Here is a 19,010-nt window from a genome sequence, read left to right as displayed (position 1 = left end):
TGCCCGCGAAGGCGGAGTCAGCGCGGTGCGCGAGGCGCGGCAGGACCGTGGCTGATGCGAATTGTTCTCTTTTGAGTGCCGCGCGTCAAATGATCGTCATGAACGCGGTAGCGCACGACCGTTGGTCGTGCGCCGCGTTACGCGCGTGCAGCGCGCTTGATCATCGCCTTCTCGCGCCGGCGCGCGCGCCAGCCGCGCCAGTGCTGCTGCAGGCACGAGAAGATCACATACAGCGCCGGGGTGCTCAGCAGGGTCAGGCTCTGCGAGAACAGCAACCCGCCGATCATCGCGATGCCCAGCGGGCGACGCAGCTCGGACCCTTCGCCCAGGCCGATCGCCAGCGGCACCGCCGCCAGGATCGCCACCATGGTGGTCATCATGATCGGGCGGAAGCGCACGATGCTGGCCTCGCGCACCGCTTCCAGCGGGCTCTTGCCGTGCTCACGCTGGGCCACCACGGCGAAGTCGATCATCATGATCGCGTTCTTCTTGACGATGCCGATCAGCAGCACCAGCGCAATCATCGAGATCACCGACAGCTCGGTATTGGTCACGAACAGCGCCAGCAGCGCGCCCACGCCCGCCGCCGGCAGCGTGGACAGGATCGTCACCGGGTGCACCAGGCTTTCGTACAGCATGCCCAGCACCAGGTACACGGTGATGATGGCGGCCAGCACCAGGATCAGCATCGAATTGGGGTTGAGCTGCACGTTGAAGCCGCCGCCATCGCTGATGCGGATGTCGCCGGGCAGGCGCAGCCCGTCCACGGTGGCCTTGATGATCGCCTCGCCTTCGCCGGTGCTCACGCCCGGGGCCAGGTTGTAGCTCAGGTCCATCGTGGTGTACTGGTTCTGGTGGGTGATCTGCGGCGGGGCCAGCCCGGGGACCTGGCGCGCCACGGCGGTGATCGGGATCATCTCGCCATTGCCGGCACGCACGTGGATCTCATCCAGCGCGCGCGGGGTGGCGGTCTGCTCCGGCAGCGCGTTGACCACCACGCTGTACTGGTTGATGTCCGAGTAGATCGTCGAAATCTGCCGCTGGCCAAACGCGCCATACAGCGCGCCATCGATCGCGCCGACCGACACGCCCAGGCGCGCGGCCTTGGCCCGGTCGATCTCGATGTTCTGGCGCAGCCCGGCGGTGTCCACGTCGGTGCCGACGTCGCGCAGCATGGGGTTCTTCTTCAGTGCGGCCTGCACCTTGGGCAGCCATTCCTGCAGCTGGGCCAGGTCGTTGCCCTGCAGCGACACGCGGTACTGCGCGCCCTGGCTGTTGCCGCCGCCGCCATCGCTGGGAAGATCCTGGATCGCGCGCAGGCGCAGCTCCAGGTCGGGGTAGCGGTCGGCCTTGGCGCTCAGCCGGGCCAGCGCCTGCGCGGTGGTTTCGCGGCGGCCTTCCTTGCGGGTCTTCAGCTCGATGTTGAACTGCGCGCTGGACCCCTGGCGGCCGCTGCCCAGGCGCACGCCCACGGTTTTCACCGCCGGGTCGGCCATCAGCATGTCGGTGATGCGGCGCTGGCGGTTGACCATGTCTTCGAAGGACACCGTCGCGCTGGAGTTGGCGCGGCCCCAGATCAGGCCGGTGTCCTGCGGCGGGAACGATCCCTTCTTGACCGCGCCCGCCAGCATCACCGTGGCCACGATCAGCAGGATCGGGGTCAGCGACAGCAGCAGCGCGTGGCGCAGCGAGAAGTCCAGGCAGACGGTGTACACGCGCAGCATGCGGTCGTGAGTGGCATCCAGGAAGCGGCCGATCCGCGAGGGCTTGTCCGGCTCCGTGTGGGCGCTGAGGAAGCGGCTGCACAGCGCCGGGGTGAGCGTGAGCGAGACGATCATCGAGACCACGATGGCGGCCACCAGGGTCACGGTGAACTCGCGGAAGAACGCACCGACCATGCCGCTGGCAAACAGCAGCGGAATGAACACCGCCACCAGCGAGGCGGTGATGGAGACGATGGTGAAGCCGATCTCGCGGGCGCCGGTCAAGGCCGCCTGCATGCGCGGCATGCCTTCGTCGAGGTGGCGCATGATGTTTTCGATCACCACGATCGCGTCATCGACCACGAAGCCGATCGCGATCACCAGCGCCAGCAGGCTCAGGTTGTTCAGGGTGAACCCGAACACGTACATCACCAGTGCCGCACCGGCCAGCGACAGCGGCACGGTGATCGCCGCGATCAGGGTCGGTGCCAGCCGGCGCAGGAACAGCGCCATGGTCAGGATCACCATCGCCAGGCTGATCAGCAGGGTGATCTGCACTTCGTGCAGCGACGAGCGGATGGTCGGGGTGCGGTCGAAATACGGGGTGAGCGTGGTGCCCGGCTGCAGGTAGTCGCGCAGCATCGGGATCTGCGCCTTGACCCGGTCCACCGTCTCCACGATGTTGGCCCCGGCACGGGTGAACACGTACATCACCACCGCCGGTTTGTGGTCGAACCACGCGGCCTGGTAGGCATCCTGCTGGCCGTCGTAGACGTTGGCCACGTCCTTCAGGCGGATCACCCGGCCATCATCCTGGGTCTTGATCACCAGGTTGGCGAAGTCGGCCGCGCGCGCCACTGAATCGTTGGCGATGATCGCCGTGGTGGTGTTGCCATCGGTCAGGAAGCCGGTGGGCGAGGTCACATTGGCGGCACGCACCGCATTGCGCAGGTCATCCGGGGTGAGGTTGAGCGCATTGAGCAGGCGCAGGTTGACGTCCACCCGCACCGCCGGGGTGGAGGCGCCGGCGATGTCCACCGACGACACCCCGCTGATCTGGCGGATGCGCTGGGCCAGCAGCGAATCGGCCACGTTGTACAGCTCATCGGCCGACTGCGTCTGCGAGGTCAACGCAATGGCGATCACCGGATCGTCGTTCGGGTTGGCCTTCTGGAACATCGGCGAACCCAGCCCGGAGGGCAGGTCGGCCTGGGCCGAGTTGATCGCGGTCTGCACGTCCAGCGCGGCCGAATCGATGTCGACCCCGCTCTGGAAGATCATGAAGACCAGCGAGCTGCCTTCGGAGCTGGACGAGCGCATCTGGTCCACGCCGGGCAGCTGGCCGAGGTGGCGCTCCAGCGGCGCGGTGACCGTGGAGGCCATGGTGGTGGCGTCCGCGCCGGACTGGCTGGCGTGCACGAAGATCACCGGGATCTGAATGTTTGGCAGCGCCGACACCCCCAGCTTCAGGTAGCACATCAACCCGACCACGAACAGGCCGATGGCCAGCAGCGCGGTGCCGATCGGGCGGCGGATGAACGGGCCGGAGATGTTCACGCGCGGTCCTGTGCGGTGGCATTGCGCAGCGCGCGCTGTTCACGGCGCTGGCGCAACCATTCGGAGTAGCGCTCCATGTACAGGTAGATCACCGGCGTGGTGTACAGCGTGACCAGCTGCGAGATCAGCAGGCCGCCGACGATGGCGATGCCCAGCGGGCGGCGCAGCTCCGAACCGATGCCAGTGCCCAGCGCCAGCGGCAACGCGCCCAGCATGGCCGCGGCGGTGGTCATCATGATCGGGCGGAAGCGCAGCAGGCAGGCGCGGCGGATCGCTTCGTGCGCGTTGGCTCCGGCGCGGCGCGCCTCGATGGCGAAGTCCACCATCATGATGCCGTTCTTCTTGACGATGCCGATCAGCAGCACGATGCCGACAATGCCATCCACCGACAGGCTCAGCCCGCACACCATCAGCGCCAGCAGCGCGCCCACGCCGGCCGGCGGCAGGGTGGAGATGATCGTGATCGGGTGGATGTAGCTCTCGTACAGCACGCCCAGCACGATGTAGATCACCACCAGCGAGGCCAGCAGCAGCCACACCACGTCGGTCTGGCTGCCGGTGAACTCGGCGGCCTTGCCGATGAACTGCGCGTGCACCTGCGCCGGCATGTCCAGGCTGGCGCGCGTTTCCTCGATCGCCTTGACCGCATCGGACAGCGAATAGCCCGGGGCGATGTTGAACGAGACCGTCACCGCCGGCAGCTGCTGCTGGTGGCTGACCACCAGCGGGGTGCTGGTGACCTTGCCCTCGGCCAGCGCGGCCAGCGGAATGATGTTGCCCGCACCCACCGGAATACCGGTGTTCTGCGCGCCGATACCGGTGGCGGTGGAGGAGTTGGACGAGGTGACCTGGCCGAAGTTGGTGGCATTGCTGCCGGTCAGCGCGCCGGCGCCGTTGGAGGCCACCGCCAACTGGTTCATCAGGGCGGTGCTGGTGCGGAACTCCGGCGCCACTTCCAGCACCACGCGGTACTGGTTGAGCTCGGTGAAGATGGTCGAGATCTGGCGCTGGCCGAAGGCGTCGTACAGCGTGTCATCGATGGTCTGCATCGGCACGCCCAGCACGCTGGCCTTGTCGCGGTCGATGTTCAGCTCCAGCGCGCGGCCCTGGTTGGACAGGTTGTTGTCCACATCCGCCAGTTCCGGACGCTGGCGCAGCGCCTCGGTCAGGCGGGTGGCCTGCAGCGCGACCTGCGCGCTGTCCACGTCCGACAGCGAGTACTGGTACTCGGTCGCGGCCACGCGGGTATCCAGGGTCACGTCCTGCACCGGCTTGAGGTACAGCGCCACGCCGGGGATGCCGGCCACCGCTTTCTGCAGGCGCGGCAGGATGTCTTCCAGCCCGTCGCGGTCGCCGCGCTCCTTCAGCACGATCGACAGCTGGCCCTGGTTGAGCGTGGGGTTCATGCTGCCGGCGCCAATGAAGGCAGCCACGCCGGTCACTGCCGGGTCCTTGCGCAGCGCTTCGGCCACGGCCTTGGTGCGCTGCTCCATCTGCGGGAACGCGATGTTCTGGTCGGCCTGGACCACGCCGGTGATCAGCCCGGTGTCCTGTTCGGGCAGCAGGCCCTTGGGAATGACGATGTACAGCACCACGGTCAGCACCAGCGCGCCGGCGGCCACCGCCAGGGTCATGCGCTGGTGGTCCAGCACCCAGTCCAGGCTGCGTTCGTACAGGCCCACGGTGCGGCTCCACACGGTCTGCTTTCCGGCCGCATGCGCTCGCTCATGGGCGTCCTCGCCTTCGGGCAGCGCGTCGGGCTTGAGCAGGTAGGCGCACATCATCGGGGTGAGCGTCAGCGAGATCAGCATCGACAGCACCACCGCGATGCTCAGCACCCACGCGAACTCGTGGAACAGGCGGCCGGTGACGCCAGGCATCAGCAGCAGCGGCAGGAACACCGCCACCAGCGACACGGTGAGCGAGAGCACGGTGAAGCCGATCTGGCGCGCGCCGATCTCGGCCGCTTCCGGTCCGCTCTTGCCCTGTTCGATATAGCGCACGATGTTCTCGATCATCACGATCGCATCGTCAACCACGAAGCCGGTGGCCACCACCAGCGCCATCAGCGACAGGTTGTCCAGCGACATGCCGGCAAACGCCATCACCCCGAACGTGCCGGCCAGCGACAGCGGCACCGCCACCGAGGGAATGATCGTGGCCCACAGGCGGCGCAGGAACACGAAGATCACCGCCACCACCAGGCCGATGGTCAGGATCAGGGTGAACTGCACTTCATGCACGGAGGCGCGGATGGTCTCGGTACGGTCGGAGAACACTTCCAGGTGCACGTCGGCCGGCAGCACGTTCTGCAGCTGCGGCATCAATGCGCGGATGCGCTCCACCGTCTGCACGATGTTGGCACCGGGCTGGCGGCGGATTTCCAGCAGTACCGCCGGCTTGCCATCGGCCCAGGCGGCGAGCTGGTCGTTCTCCACGCCGTCGACCACCTCGGCCACGTCCGCCAGCCGAACCGGCGCGCCGTTCTTGTAGCTGATGATGGTCTCGCGGTACTCCGCCGCGCTGGTCAGCTGATCGTTGGTGCCGATGCTGTAGGACTGGGTCTTGCCGTTGAGCGAGCCCTTGGGCGCGTTGACGTTGGCCTGGGTCAGCGCGCTGCGCAGGTCTTCCAGGGTCAGGCCCATGTTGGACAGCTGCGCCGGGTTGACCTGGATGCGCACGGCCGGGCGCACGTTGCCGGCGATCGACACCAGGCCCACGCCCTGCACCTGCGACAGGCGCTGGGCCAGGATCGAGTCGGCGTAGTTGTTCACATCGCGCAGCGGGCGCGTGTCGGAGGTGAGCTTGAGGGTGATGATCGCCGCGTCGGCCGGGTTCACCCGGTTGTAGACCGGCTGGTAGGGCAGCGATGACGGCAGGGTGGCCTGGCGGATCGCGGCCTGCACGTCCTGTGCGGCGATGTCGATGTCCCGGTCCATCGAGAACTGCAGGATGATCGTGGACAGGCCGGCCGACGAATCGGAGGTCATCAGCTCCAGCCCGGAGATCTGCCCGAACTGGCGCTCCAGCGGCGTGGTCACCAGCGAGGCCATGGTGGTCGCATTGGCACCCGGGTACTGGGTGGTGACCACCAGGCTGGGCGCGTCGATTTCCGGCAGCGCCGAGACCGGCAGCTGGCGGTAGCCGAGGATGCCGAGCAGCAGCAGGCCCGCCATCAGCAGCGAGGTGGCGATGGGGCGGCGGATGAAAATCGTCGAAAAGCCCACGGGCGGATCCTTGCTGTTACGTCAGACGGCGATGCGGGAGGCGAACGCCGGCCACCTGGCCAGCGTTGGGGACACGGCGTGCGCGGTCAGCGCGGGCCGCCGCCACGACGCCCACCGGGGCCCTGTTTCTGCGCGGCGGCCTTGAGTTCGGCCTCGGTCGGCGCGGCCGGCGTCTCGCCCGGCTTCAGCGCGGTGACCTTGCTGCCCGGCTTGAGCCGGAACTGGCCTTCGCTGACCACGCGCTCACCGCCCTTGAGGCCTTCGGTGATCTGGATGGTGCTGTCGCCCACTTCCACCCCACTCTTCACGGTCTGCATGGCCACCGTGTTGTCCGGCTTGACGATATAGACGTACTCGCCATCGGGCCCGCGCATGACGGCTTGAGTGGGGATGACCACGCCGCCGGCAATGGTGCGCAGCTGCATGCGCACGTTGACGAACTGGCCCGGCCACAGGGTGTTGTCCTGGTTATCGAACAGGGCGCGCGCGCGGAAGGTGCCGCTGTCGCTGCTGATCTGGTTGTCCACCACGTCCAGCGTTCCGCCATCGGTGAGTACGTGCGAGTCGTTGCGGTCCAGCGCGGCGATGGTCACCGGGCCGGCCTGCTGGGCCTGGCGCACGTCCGGCAGCTGGCGTTCGGGCAGGTTGAACACCACGTGGATCGGGTGGATCTGGGTCAGGGTGACCAGCGCGGTACCGGCGCTGACCACGTTGCCTGCATCCACCGCACGGATGCCGGCGATGCCGGAGATGGGCGCGGTCACGCGGGTGTACTGCAGCTGCACCTGGGCCGCGCGCATGCTGGCCTCATTGGCCGCCACCGCGCTTTCGTACTGGGCCACCTGGTTGCGCTGGGTGTCCAGGTCGGTCTTGGCGACGTACTGGCGGTATTCGGGCGAATTGGAGCGCTGGTAGTTCGAGCGCGCCGTGGCCAGCTGGGCCTGGTTCTGCTTCTTGGCCGCCGCCGCTTCGTCATAGCTGGCCTGCAGCGTGCGCGGATCGATCTGCGCCAGCAGGTCGCCCTGCTTCACTTCCTGGCCTTCCTTGAAGTTCAGGCTGATCAGCTGGCCGCCCACCTGCGGGCTTACGGTCACGGTGTTCATCGCGCTCACCGTGCCCAGCGCGCTGGCGTAGACCGGCACATCCTGGCGGGCCGCGTCGATCACCGTCACCGGCACCGGGCCGGTATCGCGTTCGCCGTCCTTGCCGACCTCGGCCTGCGCCCCTGGCTTGGCATCCTTGCCCTTGCCACCGTTGAGCAGGTGCATGCCGACCAGCCCCACCACCAGCACTGCGATCACCAGCAGCACGATCTTCCAGAAACGCGACATTCAAAACTCCTGAGGCTGGCGAAGGGCGGGGCCCGGTTGGCAGTGGCAAAGCATACCCGCCACCCGTGTCCTTTAATGCATGACAAATGGGACGGGCGGTCAGACCCGCAAGCGCCGACAAGGTTCAACTGACGACGGTTGCTTTCCCGGACAACGTTCCCGGGCGCCGAAAGTTACAGCGAAAACCACCCTGATGCCCTACATTCAGGTTCAAGCCCCTGGAACCCCGTCGGAGACCCGAATGCCCCGTCTGTCGCTGCTGCTGTCCGCCCTGCTGCTCGCCTCGCCCGCGCTGGCCGCCACCGCCCCGGCAGAACGCCCGGAAGTCACCGCCGCCGCCGCTCGTCTGCAGGCCCAGGTAGTGCAGTGGCGCCGCGACTTCCACCAGCACCCGGAGCTGTCCAACCGCGAAGAGCGCACCTCGGCCAAGGTGGCCGAACAGCTGCGTGCGATGGGCCTGAAGCCCAGGACCGGCATCGCCCATCACGGCGTGGTGGCCATCATCAAGGGCGGCAAGCCCGGCCCGCGCATCGCCCTGCGCGCGGACATGGACGCGCTGCCGGTGACCGAACAGACCGGCCTGCCGTTTGCCTCCAAGGCCACCAGCACCTATCGCGGCGAACCGGTGGGCGTGATGCACGCCTGCGGGCATGACGCCCACACCGCCACCCTGCTCGGCGTGGCCGACGCGCTGGTGAAGATGCGCGAAAACCTGCCCGGCGAAGTGATGCTGATCTTCCAGCCTTCCGAAGAAGGCGCGCCGCCGCCGGAAGAGGGCGGTGCCGCGTTGATGCTCAAGGAAGGCCTGTTTGCCGACTTCAAACCGGATGCCGTGTTCGGCCTGCACGTGTTCTCCAGCGTCCAGGCCGGGCAGATCGCCGTCCGCGGTGGCCCGCTGATGGCGGCCTCGGACCGCTTCGGGATCAAGGTGATCGGCCGCCAGACGCATGGTTCTGCGCCGTGGAACGGGGTCGACCCGATCGTGGCCACCGCCGACCTGGTGGGCACCGCGCAGACCATCGTCAGCCGCCGCTCCAACATCTCCAAGCAGCCGGCGGTGGTGTCCTTCGGCGCGATCAAGGGCGGCATCCGCTACAACATCATTCCCGACGAAGTGGAGATGGTGGGCACCATCCGCACCTTCGACGAAGGCATGCGTCAGCAGATCTTCGCCGACCTGCGCAACGTGGCCGAGCACACCGCCGCCGCGCATGGTGCCAAGGCGGAGACCGAGATCTTCGAAGCCGAAGGCAACCCGGCCACGGTCAACGACCCGGGCCTGACCGCGCGCATGCTGCCCAGCCTGCAGGCCGTGGTCGGCGAAGCCAACGTCTACGAGCCGCCGCTGCAGATGGGCGCCGAAGACTTCTCGCTGTATGCCCAGCAGGTGCCGGGCATGTTCTTCTTCGTCGGCTCCACCAGCGAAGGGATTGACCCGGCCAAGGCCCCGGCCAACCACTCCCCGAAGTTCCTGCTCGATGAGAAGGCGCTGGATGTAGGCCTGCGGGCGTTGTTGCAGGTGAGCCTGGATTTCCTCAACGCGCCGAAGCCGGGCTGAGGTCGCACGACCAACGGTCGTGCGCTACTGGCGCAGGTCCCGCACGGTCCGCGCCGGCTGCTCGATGCCGGCGCTGGCCCGCCACGGGTTGATGTCCAACCCGCCGCGGCGGGTGTAGCGCGCCTCTACTTCCAGCCATTCGGGCTGGCAGCGCAGGGTGAGCTCGTTGAAGATGCGCTCCACGCACTGCTCGTGGAATTCGGCATGCTCGCGGTAGCTCACCAGGTAGCGCAGCAGGCCTTCGCGGTCGATGCGCGGGCCGCGGTAGCGCACGCTCACGCTGGCCCAGTCCGGCTGGCCGGTGACCGGGCAGTTGGACTTGAGCAGCGCCGAACTCAGGGTCTCGGTCACCACCTGGCCGGCATTGGCCGACAGGTACTCCGGCGCCGGCGGGCCGTAGCGCTCGATCGCCACATCCAGCTCATCCAGTGATTCGCCTTCGGCCGCTTCCACCAGCAGCGGCACCCCGAACACCACGTTCACCACCGCCCCGGCACAGGCCGACAGGTCACCGGCAATGCGCTGGCGGGCCTGCTCGTCATCGTCAAAGCGCGTGCTGTTGAGCGAGTTGAGGTAGAGCTTGAACGACTTGGATTCGATCAGGTTCGGCGAGGTGCACGGCACGCTGATGGTGGCGACGGCGACGCGTGGCTTGCCGCGCCGGTCCAGCCAGCTCAGCTCATAGGCCTGCCAGCGGTCATGGCCGACGAACGGCAGGTTGGCCTCGTCCACGCCGATCTCCTCGCGCGCGGCGCGGCGCGGGATCGGGAAGAGCAGGGCGGGATCGTACTGGGAGGGGTAAGCAACCTCGCGACCGAGGCTGGAGTCCTGGGGGGTATTCATGGCGCCATTTTAGCGTGGCCGGCGGCCCCTCCAGCGCCCCGTTCAGAAATACGTCCAGCGTCTTCACGCCTGCGCCATGCCCCATTAACAAGGCCTGTGACACCATGCGATCCAGGTCGTTCTATTCAAGACGGGAGCGTGTGGATGAGTACCGACAAGAAGGCCGATTTCTCCGGCGTCACCTCCAGCGTGGATACCACCGCGCAGAAGGTGGAAAAGGCAGATTTCTCCGGCGTGACCGCTTCGGTGGATACCACCGCCGAAAAGGTGGGGGGTAGCACCTACACCGTAAAGAGTGGTGACTCGCTGTCGAAGATTGCCAAGAACGAGCTGGGCGATGGCAACGCCTGGAAGAAGATTTTCGAGGCCAACCGTGACGTGCTGGATGACCCCGACAAGATCTTCCCGGGCCAGACGCTCAAACTGCCGCCTAAAGACTAAGCCCGCTCCGCCTGCTGTCCATTATTGATTCCCAGGGAGGAATTCCATGAAGAAGACGTCCATCAGTACCGCGGTACTTGCTGCCCTGCTGGCCACCGTTGCGCTGGCCGGTTGCAAGAAGAAAGAAGAAACCGTCGACAACAACGCGCAGCCGGCTGCTCCGGTAGCGACGACGCCGGTCGAGCCCGCCGCACCGCAGCCGATGACGGCCGCCGCGCCGGTCAACGTTTCCGGCGTAACTGTCGGCAAGACCGCCGCGGCCGACAAGACCGTCGCGTCGGCAGCACTGTTTGCTCCGAAAGACGTGATCATCATTTCGGTCCGCACCGCAGGCACGGCCACCAACGCCAACGTTGGCGCCAAGCTGACCTATCAGGACGGCCAGGTGGCGGGTGAACAGAGCCAGGTGCTGAACACCACCGGCGATGAGACCACCAACATCAGCTTCACGAATGCCAATGGCTGGCCGGCGGGCAAGTACCGCGCGGAGGTCACGGTAGATGGTAAGGCGGCCGGAACGCCGCAGGAGTTTGAGGTCAAGTAAGTCCCGCCGACTCTCTCCCGGCACGGGCTCACGATGGACGCAGCCGCGAGGCTGCGTCTTTTTTTGTGCCACACAGCGTTCCAATACCACCGCGTATGGCCCCGCTTTGCTCCCCGGGGCTGAAACCGCGACAATGCGGGGGTTACCCGGAGAGCACTGTCCCCCATGTCGAACACGCCCAAGATTCTGTACACGCTTACCGATGAAGCCCCGTTCCTGGCCACCCAGTCGCTGCTGCCGATCGTCGAGGCCTACACTGCCACCGCCGGCATCGCAGTCGAAACCCGTGACATCTCGCTGTCCGGCCGCATCCTGGCGCTGTTCCCGGATTTCCTGAAGGACGACCAGAAGGAAGCCGACCACCTGGCCGAACTGGGCCAGCTGGCGACCACCCCGGACGCCAACATCATCAAACTGCCCAACATCAGCGCCTCGGTGCCGCAGCTCAAGGCGGCCATCAAGGAGCTGCAGGACCAGGGCTATGCCCTGCCCAACTACCCGGACGTGCCCACTGACGACGTCTCGCGCGACATCAAGGCGCGCTATGACAAGGTCAAGGGCAGCGCGGTGAACCCGGTGCTGCGCGAAGGCAACTCCGACCGCCGCGCGCCGCTGTCGGTCAAGAACTACGCCCGCAAGCACCCGCACCGCATGGGCAAGTGGTCCAACGAATCGAAGTCGCACGTCTCGCACATGGACGGCGGCGATTTCTACGGCAGCGAAAAGTCGGCCACCCTGGCCGCCGCCGGCAACCTGAAGATCGAACTGCAGCAGGCCGACGGCACCACCGTCGTGCTGAAGGAAAAGACCGCCGTTAAAGCTGGTGAGATCGTCGATGCCGCGGTGATGAGCCGCAACGCGCTGGCCGCGTTCGTGCAGGCGCAGATCGCCGATGCCAAGGCCAAGGGCGTCCTGTTCTCGCTGCACCTGAAGGCCACCATGATGAAGGTCTCCGACCCGATCATGTTCGGCGTGGTCGTCGAAGAGTTCTACAAGGACGTGCTGGCCAAGCACGCCGACGTGCTCAAGCAGGCCGGCTTCGACCCCAACAACGGCATCGGCGACCTGTACGCGCGCCTGCCGCAGCTGCCTGAAGCCACCCAGGAAGCGATCAAGGCCGACCTGGCTGCCGAATACGGCAAGCGCCCGGGCCTGGCCATGGTCAATTCCGACAAGGGGATCACCAACCTGCACGTGCCCAGCGACGTCATCGTCGATGCCTCGATGCCGGCCATGATCCGCGACTCCGGTGGCATGTGGAATGCCGATGGCAAGCTGCAGGACACCAAGGCTGTCATTCCTGACCGCTGCTACGCCGGTGTATACCAGGCCGTGATCGACGACTGCATCGCCCACGGCGCGTTCGACCCGGCCACCATGGGCTCGGTGCCGAACGTCGGCCTGATGGCGCAGAAGGCTGAAGAATACGGCTCGCACGACAAGACCTTCCAGATTCCGGCCGACGGCACCGTGCGCGTCACCGACGATGCCGGCAACGTGGTGTTCGAACACGCCGTGCAGACCGGCGACATCTGGCGCATGTGCCAGACCAAGGACGCCCCGATCCAGGACTGGGTCAAGCTGGCCGTCAACCGCGCCCGCCTGAGCAGCACCCCGGCCGTGTTCTGGCTGGATGCCTCGCGCGCGCACGATGCGCAGGTGATCGCCAAGGTCGAAACCTACCTGAAGGACCACGATACCAACGGCCTGGACATCCGCATCCTGGCCCCGGTGGAAGCGACCGCGTTCTCGCTGGACCGCATCCGCAAGGGTGAAGACACCATCTCGGTGACCGGCAACGTGCTGCGCGATTACCTCACCGACCTGTTCCCGATCATGGAACTGGGCACCAGCGCCAAGATGCTCTCCATCGTGCCGCTGATGGCCGGTGGTGGCCTGTTCGAAACCGGCGCCGGTGGTTCGGCTCCCAAGCACGTGCAGCAGTTCGTGGAAGAGGACTACCTGCGCTGGGATTCGTTGGGTGAATTCCTGGCCCTGGCTGCCTCGCTCGAGCACCTGGGCAACCGCTACGACAATGCCGGTGCGACGGTGCTGGCCAAGACCCTGGACCAGGCCAATGGCCAGTTCCTGGACAACGACAAGTCGCCCTCGCGCAAGCTCGGTGGCATCGACAACCGTGGCAGCCACTTCTACATCGCGCTGTACTGGGCCCAGGCCCTGGCCGCGCAGGACGACGATGCCGCGCTGAAGGCCCGCTTCGCCCCGCTGGCCAAGGCGCTGTCGGACAATGAAGCGGCCATCGTCGGTGAGCTGATCGCCGCGCAGGGCAAGCCGGTCGACATCGGCGGTTACTACCGCCCGGACGTGGCCAAGGCCAGCAAGGCGATGCGCCCGAGCGGCACGTTCAACGACGCACTGGCCGCGCTGTAAGCCTTCAGCCACCGGCACCAAGGCAGTAACCGAGGAACCCGCGCCTGGCGCGGGTTCCTTTTTTTTTTGCCCGCAAATACGTGACACCCGTCCGGGTGGTTCTGGCACTCTCTCGCCAGCCGCAACAGGTAAAGAAGGCATGAAACCTGCATGCTGCCAGGGCGCGCACACCGGAAGGATCCGACCGTTTCGCCAACGCGAAGTGAGCAATCCGTCACCGATCTGCGCGAGATCCTTGGCATAGGCTATCGGCGAGCGTTCCGCAGTAGCTGTGATCTCTCACAAGCCAGGGGAAGGGCATGGCCAGGGTGCTGGTGGTCGGATCGGATGTCCAGGGAGAACGGGCGTTGCTGCAGCGCCTGCGCGTGGCCGCCTCGTTGCCGGCCGATACGGTACGCAGCTGTCGCGACCTCGACGAGTGCGACCTGCTGGTGATCAAGGACACGCCGGCACTGCGCAACGCCGCGCTGCGCATGGTGCGCGAGCGACCGCGCATCCAGGTCTGGGTGGAAGACCAGAACGGGCAGTTGCACCAGGGACAGGGCGATGATTACGGCGTACTCGACGACCACGCCATCGAAGACGCCTTGCGGCAGATGCCGGGTGCGCCGCTGCGGATCGACGAACCGTGCACGGCGCAGGGCGCCAAGGCGATCACCCGCGCGCTGCGCGAGCGCCTGCCTGCGCGGCAGGGCCACGCGGTGCTGGTGCTCAACGAAGTGCCCACCCTGCTGTTGGATTTCGCGCAGGATCAAATGGTGGTGCTGCCTGGTACCGACCCCTGCAGCCTTGCCCAGCTTCTGTCAGATCAGTTTGAAGCGCTGTCACTGCACGGGCTTTCCGAACGCCGCTACCAGGAACTGGGCGGCACGCTGCCGCGCCAGCCGCTGCGCCCGCTGCTGTGGCAATGGGGCCAACGCCCCGCGCATTGGCATGACCTGGATGTCCGGCTGCAACGCGGTGCGCGGGTGAAGCTGCTGCGCTGGCCCGACTTCCGCGTGCTGGGCCACCAGCACGACAGCTTCCGGCTGTGTTCGCTGCTGCTCAAGCGCGCGTGCAGCGTGGACGAGTGCGCCTCCCTGCTGGACGTGGCACCGGATGCGGTACGCAGCTTCGTGCACCCGGCGTACCTGTGTGGCTACGCCGCGCTGGAAGATGCGCCGGCCAGCAGCGCGCCGCTGCGTGCAGGGGAGGGCGGCGGCACCCTGCTGGCCCGGATGTGGCGCAGCGTTCGCCAGCGTGGCGGGGGCTGAGCATGCGCGAACACAAGATCGTGGTGCTGGGGGGCATGGGGTGCGGGAAGTCGACCCTGGTGCGTGCCATCGCCGCAGGCGCGGTGGTGGATACCGACGTGCACAACAGCGACCGCGCCGGCGCCGACAAGGCCTCTACCACGGTGGCGATGGACTACGCCGATATCGACCTGCCCAACGGCGACCGCCTGCGGCTCTACGGCACGCCCGGGCAGCAGCGCTTCGAGTTCATCTGGCCGATCCTGCTGAAGGGCGCCAGTGGCGTGGTGCTGCTGCTGGATGCCACCCGTCACACGGCGGTGGAGGAGCTGCAGAGCTATCTGGGTGTGCTGCGTGAGCATGCCACGCAGGTGCCGGCCGTGATTGGCGTTTCGCGCATGGACCTCGCCCCGGACTTCGACCTCGATTCCTGCGCGACGGTCGCGGGTTGGGATGACCGCCTGCTGCCGGTGATGCCGGTGGACGCACGCGAACGCGAACAAGGACTCTTCCTGATGGACGTGCTGATGAGCGAGATGGAAACCCGCGACCTGGTGCTGGCCCATGGCTGACGGGCAGGATGTGCGTCGGCTGGAACCGGCCGTGCGCGACCGTGTTGCCCAGCACCTTCAGGCGTTCGCCGACAGTCTCAATGGGGTGCGCAGCGCGGTGCTGGCCAGCGTGGATGGCTTCGCGCTGGTACCGGCCGCCGGCAGCCACGGTAACGGCGAGCGCCTGGCGGCAATGACCAGCGCGATGCTGGCACTGGCCGCCGCCGTGGGCCGCGAGCTGTCGCTGGGCGAACTGGAAGTACTGATGCTGGAAGCCGGCGAGGGCAAGGTGCTGATGCTGGCGCTGCCGTGCGCGCCCGCACCGCTGTTGCTGATGGCCGCCTGCGACACGCGCTGCGTGACCGGCAAGGTGCTTTGGAGTGCAAAGGAATGTGGCCGCAACATCATGGCCGAACTCAGCGGATCACGAGCCGATCCGCAGGGGAACTAGGGGCTCGATAACCAAATGGGGTGCAACATGGCAGGAGTGAGCGAAACCTTGAGCGCGCTGATGACCATCGACGGCGCGCAGGCGGTGGCACTGGTGGATTATGAAAGCGGCATGCTGCTGGGCGAAGCGGGCTCGGGCATGGACATGGAAGTGGCGGCAGCGGGCAATACCGAAGTGATCCGGGCGAAGATGAAGACCGCCGCGTCGCTGAACCTCAACGACACCATCGAGGACATCCTGATCTCGCTGGGCAAGGCGTACCACATCATGCGCCCGGTGGCCTCCAGGAAGGGCCTGTTCCTCTACCTGGTGCTGGACCGCAACAAGTCCAACCTGGCACTGGCACGGCGCCGGGTGCAGGACGTGGAGGCGTCCCTGGCGCTGTAAGACCTGACGCTGCTGCCGGCCACCCCGGGTGGTCGGTGGCAGCCCGGGATGGGATCGCTTGCCGGCCATGGGCCGGCCCCACTATGGTTGGGGTGGTCTTCCCGGTTGCCCTGCATGCCTGTTGCCCCATCCCCTGATGACGAAGCGCTCGCCACGCGGTTGGCGGCACTGATCCGTGATGCCTTCGAGGATTACCACGCGCGCTTCGCCGGAGTGACCCGCCGCGCGCGGGTGCGCTTCGAGACCCGTGACTGGAACGGGGCGCGGCAGGATGCGGTGGAACGCATCGGGCTGTATGACCGCTGCATTGCCGAGACGGTGGATGTGCTGCGGCGGGCAGCGCGTGAGGCCGTGGGTGAGCGCGCGCTGTGGCTGCAGATCCGGAGGGCCTACGCAGGCCTGGTGGGTGGATTGATCGACGCAGAACTGTACAAAACCTTCTACAACACGCTGGCCCGGCGCCTGTTCGCTACTGAAGGCGTGGATGCCGCAGTGGAGTTCATGGCGATGGATGTGGAGCCATCCGACGCCATCACCCATCCGGTCGCGCGGCATACCTACGCGCTGTCGGCGACGCGGCCGGCCGAGGCCTTCATGCGGGTGCTGGGTGACTATCGCTTCGATGTGCCCTATGCGCACCAGTTGCGCTGTGCGGCGGCCATTGCCGTGCGCCTGCAGGACGACCTGCAGCATTGGGGTACCCAGCCCGTGCGCAGCATCGAGCTGCTGGATACCGTGTTCTACCGCGAGCGTCGCGCCTACCTGGTGGGGCGGGTGTTCGGCGAACACCGCTTCTCCCCCTGCGTGATCGCGCTGGTCAACGACGACAACGGCCTGCGTGCCGAAGCCGTGCTGACCCGGCGTCGCGATGTGGCGCACCTGTTCGGCGTGTCACGCAGCTACTTCCAGGCCGACCTGGCCACGGTGGGAGATGCGGTGGTGTTCCTGCGCAGCCTGCTGCCGGCCAAGCCGATCGATGAGATCTACACCGTGCTGGGCCGCGCCAAGCAGGGCAAGACCGAGCGCTACCGAACCTTCTTCCGCCACTTCCAGGACCACCCCGACGAACAGCTGGTGCATGCCGATGGCACACCGGGCATGGTCATGGCCGTGTTCACGTTGCCCAGTTACCCACTGGTGTTCAAACTGATCCGCGACCGCTTCGCCTGGCCCAAGACCATGACCCGGCACCAGGTGGAGGAAAAGTACGCGCTGGTATTCAACCTGGACCGCGTCGGGCGCCTGCTGGATGCGCAACCCTACCGGCACCTGCGCTTTCCCAAGGCCCGCTTCTCGCCGGCGCTGCGCGAAGAACTGCTGAGCCAGTGCGCGGCCAGCGTGCGTGAGGACGGCGATTCGCTGGTGATCGCGCTGTGCTATGTGCAGCGTCGTTTCCGCCCGCTCAACCTGTACCTGCGCGAGCAGACGGCCGAAGCCCGCCGTGCCGCCGCGTTGGATTACGCGCAGGCCATCACCGACATGGCACGCAACAACATTTTCCCCGGTGACATGCTGCCCAAGAACTTTGGTGTATCGCGGCATGGGCGCGCGGTGTTCTATGACTACGACGAGCTGTGCCTCGTCAGCGACTGCGTGTTCCGCGCCTGGCCGACACCGCGCAATGCGGACGAAGCCATGGCCGATGAGCCGTGGTTCCACGTGGGCCCACGCGATGTGTTCCCGGAACGCTTCGCACCCTTCATGGGGTTGCCCGCCGACGAGCTTGCCGCCGTGCGCGAACACCATGCGCATCTGTTCGATCCGCACTGGTGGCAAGGGTTGCAGGCGCGTTTCGCGGCCGGCGACTATCCCGACACGCCGCCCTATGCAGCCCATCATCGCCTGGCCTGATTTCCCCCTGACACATCACTGGGCTATCCTCGGGGTTCATCCACAAGGAGCAGGTGAGATGCGTTATCCCCATTTTCTGGCGTTGGCCCTCGCATTGGGCGGCACCGGGCTGGTCGCGACAACCGATACCGCTGCACAGACCGCGCGTTCGGTGCGTGAGACCGCCGAAGCCAGCATGACGCTGACCGGCAAGATCGATATCGGTACCGACGGGCACGTCACCGGCTTCCAGCTGGACCATGCCGACGAGCTGTCCGCTGATCTGGCCGCATTCGTGCAGCACCAGGTGCAGGCATGGCAGTTCCAGCCGGTCGTAGACAACGGCACGGCGGTCGCCACACAGACGCCGGTGACCCTGCGCCTGCTCTCCCAGCCCGGTCCGGGCGGCGCGGGCGACACCGTGCGCGTGGCGGCTGCCAGCTTCAGCAAGTACGACCCGGAAAACACCAGCCGGGTGACCTCCAGCGAGCTCCGCTCGCCGGCCTACCCCAGGAATCTCGCGGCCATTCGCGCCAAGGGCGAAGTGCTGCTGCTGGTGAAGGTCGGCCGCGACGGTACCGTGGACGATGTGGTCGCCGAGCAGGTGAACCTGCGCGTGGTGGGCAAGGAAAACCAGATGCGGCAGGTGCGCAACGAGTTTGCCCGTGCATCGGTGTCCGCGGCGCGCAGCTGGACCTTCCGCCCGCCGACCACCGGCAGGCTCAAGGATGCCGAGTCGTGGACCGTGCGGATCCCGGTCCGCTACATGATGGGCGAACGCACGCCTTACGGCACGTGGGAAGCCTATATTCCCGGCCCGCGCGAGCGCGCGCCGTGGCGCACCTCGCAGGCCGGCGAGGACGCCGCACCGGACCTGCTGACTGCGGGCGGCATCTACATGGCCGACCTGGATGACGGTCCGCGCCTGCTCACCCCGTTGGGCATCTGATCACAAGGAGTCGTG

14 protein-coding genes are annotated in these 19,010 nt (G+C 66.8%); 10 read left to right on the top strand and 4 right to left on the bottom strand.

Going from position 1 to position 19,010, the window contains the following annotated elements:
• Window positions 1-137 precede the first annotated feature (137 nt).
• The 3 genes from V9K91_RS03175 to V9K91_RS03165 all read right to left on the bottom strand — a co-directional run bounded on the left by V9K91_RS03175 (window position 138) and on the right by V9K91_RS03165 (window position 7,818).
• On the bottom strand, window positions 138-3,260 hold the full coding sequence (locus V9K91_RS03175; protein WP_068854265.1) for an efflux RND transporter permease subunit: 3,123 nt from the start codon (window positions 3,258-3,260) through the stop codon (window positions 138-140).
• Window positions 3,257-6,487 carry an efflux RND transporter permease subunit gene (locus V9K91_RS03170; RefSeq protein WP_336442674.1) on the bottom strand — a complete coding sequence of 1,077 codons (3,231 nt, stop codon included), beginning with the start codon at window positions 6,485-6,487 and terminating at the stop codon, window positions 3,257-3,259. The genes V9K91_RS03175 and V9K91_RS03170 overlap by 4 nt, the downstream gene beginning before the upstream one ends.
• Before the next feature lie 86 nt (window positions 6,488-6,573).
• A complete protein-coding gene (locus tag V9K91_RS03165) occupies window positions 6,574-7,818 on the bottom strand; it encodes an efflux RND transporter periplasmic adaptor subunit (RefSeq protein ID WP_336442673.1) in 1,245 nt (414 codons plus the stop codon).
• Window positions 7,819-8,059: 241 nt separating this feature from the next.
• Here V9K91_RS03165 and V9K91_RS03160 point away from each other — a divergent pair, with 241 nt between their 5' ends.
• Entirely contained in the window at window positions 8,060-9,376 is a 1,317-nt protein-coding gene (locus tag V9K91_RS03160) for a M20 family metallopeptidase (protein ID WP_093534894.1), read from the top strand.
• Window positions 9,377-9,400: 24 nt separating this feature from the next.
• Here V9K91_RS03160 and queF read toward each other — a convergent pair whose 3' ends face one another.
• Entirely contained in the window at window positions 9,401-10,219 is an 819-nt protein-coding gene (queF, locus tag V9K91_RS03155; RefSeq protein ID WP_095363132.1) for an NADPH-dependent 7-cyano-7-deazaguanine reductase QueF, read from the bottom strand.
• A gap of 144 nt (window positions 10,220-10,363) precedes the next feature.
• Here queF and V9K91_RS03150 point away from each other — a divergent pair, with 144 nt between their 5' ends.
• The 9 genes from V9K91_RS03150 (at window position 10,364) to V9K91_RS03110 (ending at window position 18,995) form a co-directional block, all read left to right on the top strand.
• A complete protein-coding gene (locus V9K91_RS03150; RefSeq protein WP_068854260.1) occupies window positions 10,364-10,660 on the top strand; it encodes a LysM peptidoglycan-binding domain-containing protein in 297 nt (98 codons plus the stop codon).
• 46 nt (window positions 10,661-10,706) lie between these two features.
• Window positions 10,707-11,204 carry a hypothetical protein gene (locus tag V9K91_RS03145; RefSeq protein WP_093534890.1) on the top strand — a complete coding sequence of 166 codons (498 nt, stop codon included), beginning with the start codon at window positions 10,707-10,709 and terminating at the stop codon, window positions 11,202-11,204.
• 165 nt (window positions 11,205-11,369) lie between these two features.
• Entirely contained in the window at window positions 11,370-13,595 is a 2,226-nt protein-coding gene (locus V9K91_RS03140; protein ID WP_249833234.1) for an NADP-dependent isocitrate dehydrogenase, read from the top strand.
• Window positions 13,596-13,894: 299 nt separating this feature from the next.
• Window positions 13,895-14,848, top strand: coding sequence for a hypothetical protein (locus V9K91_RS03135; RefSeq protein ID WP_336442672.1), 954 nt, complete (start codon window positions 13,895-13,897; stop codon window positions 14,846-14,848).
• A gap of 2 nt (window positions 14,849-14,850) precedes the next feature.
• Window positions 14,851-15,399 (top strand): ATP/GTP-binding protein, encoded by a 549-nt coding sequence (locus tag V9K91_RS03130; RefSeq protein WP_336442671.1) that lies wholly within the window; start codon window positions 14,851-14,853, stop codon window positions 15,397-15,399.
• The gene (locus tag V9K91_RS03125) at window positions 15,392-15,829 is read left to right on the top strand and encodes a roadblock/LC7 domain-containing protein (protein WP_068854254.1); all 438 of its coding nucleotides are present in this window, start codon (window positions 15,392-15,394) and stop codon (window positions 15,827-15,829) included. Before V9K91_RS03130 ends, V9K91_RS03125 begins: the two co-directional genes overlap by 8 nt.
• A gap of 27 nt (window positions 15,830-15,856) precedes the next feature.
• A complete protein-coding gene (locus V9K91_RS03120; RefSeq protein ID WP_068854836.1) occupies window positions 15,857-16,216 on the top strand; it encodes a hypothetical protein in 360 nt (119 codons plus the stop codon).
• A 114-nt stretch (window positions 16,217-16,330) separates the two neighbouring features.
• Window positions 16,331-18,067, top strand: coding sequence for a bifunctional isocitrate dehydrogenase kinase/phosphatase (gene aceK, locus V9K91_RS03115; RefSeq protein WP_336442670.1), 1,737 nt, complete (start codon window positions 16,331-16,333; stop codon window positions 18,065-18,067).
• Window positions 18,068-18,125: 58 nt separating this feature from the next.
• Window positions 18,126-18,995, top strand: a complete 870-nt coding sequence (locus V9K91_RS03110) for an energy transducer TonB (RefSeq protein ID WP_249833229.1) — start codon at window positions 18,126-18,128, stop codon at window positions 18,993-18,995.
• Window positions 18,996-19,010: the final 15 nt, after the last annotated feature.

Source organism: Stenotrophomonas sp. CCNWLW57, assembly GCF_037203925.1.
In the GTDB taxonomy this organism is placed as follows: domain Bacteria; phylum Pseudomonadota; class Gammaproteobacteria; order Xanthomonadales; family Xanthomonadaceae; genus Stenotrophomonas; species Stenotrophomonas rhizophila_A.
The sequence above is the reverse complement of the archived record's forward strand: the minus strand, read 5'-3'. Positions and strand labels throughout refer to the sequence as shown.

What these genes read in the sequence shown, in the direction of transcription:
- V9K91_RS03135 (WP_336442672.1), top strand. Translation starts at nt 13,895, where the DNA reads ATGGCCAGGGTGCTGGTGGTCGGATCGGATGTCCAGGGAGAACGGGCG.
- aceK (WP_336442670.1), top strand. Translation starts at nt 16,331, where the DNA reads ATGCCTGTTGCCCCATCCCCTGATGACGAAGCGCTCGCCACGCGGTTG.
- V9K91_RS03130 (WP_336442671.1), top strand. Translation starts at nt 14,851, where the DNA reads ATGCGCGAACACAAGATCGTGGTGCTGGGGGGCATGGGGTGCGGGAAG.
- V9K91_RS03110 (WP_249833229.1), top strand. Translation starts at nt 18,126, where the DNA reads ATGCGTTATCCCCATTTTCTGGCGTTGGCCCTCGCATTGGGCGGCACC.
- V9K91_RS03165 (WP_336442673.1), bottom strand. Translation starts at nt 7,818, where the DNA reads ATGTCGCGTTTCTGGAAGATCGTGCTGCTGGTGATCGCAGTGCTGGTG.
- V9K91_RS03150 (WP_068854260.1), top strand. Translation starts at nt 10,364, where the DNA reads ATGAGTACCGACAAGAAGGCCGATTTCTCCGGCGTCACCTCCAGCGTG.
- V9K91_RS03120 (WP_068854836.1), top strand. Translation starts at nt 15,857, where the DNA reads ATGGCAGGAGTGAGCGAAACCTTGAGCGCGCTGATGACCATCGACGGC.
- V9K91_RS03160 (WP_093534894.1), top strand. Translation starts at nt 8,060, where the DNA reads ATGCCCCGTCTGTCGCTGCTGCTGTCCGCCCTGCTGCTCGCCTCGCCC.
- V9K91_RS03140 (WP_249833234.1), top strand. Translation starts at nt 11,370, where the DNA reads ATGTCGAACACGCCCAAGATTCTGTACACGCTTACCGATGAAGCCCCG.
- queF (WP_095363132.1), bottom strand. Translation starts at nt 10,219, where the DNA reads ATGAATACCCCCCAGGACTCCAGCCTCGGTCGCGAGGTTGCTTACCCC.
- V9K91_RS03125 (WP_068854254.1), top strand. Translation starts at nt 15,392, where the DNA reads ATGGCTGACGGGCAGGATGTGCGTCGGCTGGAACCGGCCGTGCGCGAC.
- V9K91_RS03145 (WP_093534890.1), top strand. Translation starts at nt 10,707, where the DNA reads ATGAAGAAGACGTCCATCAGTACCGCGGTACTTGCTGCCCTGCTGGCC.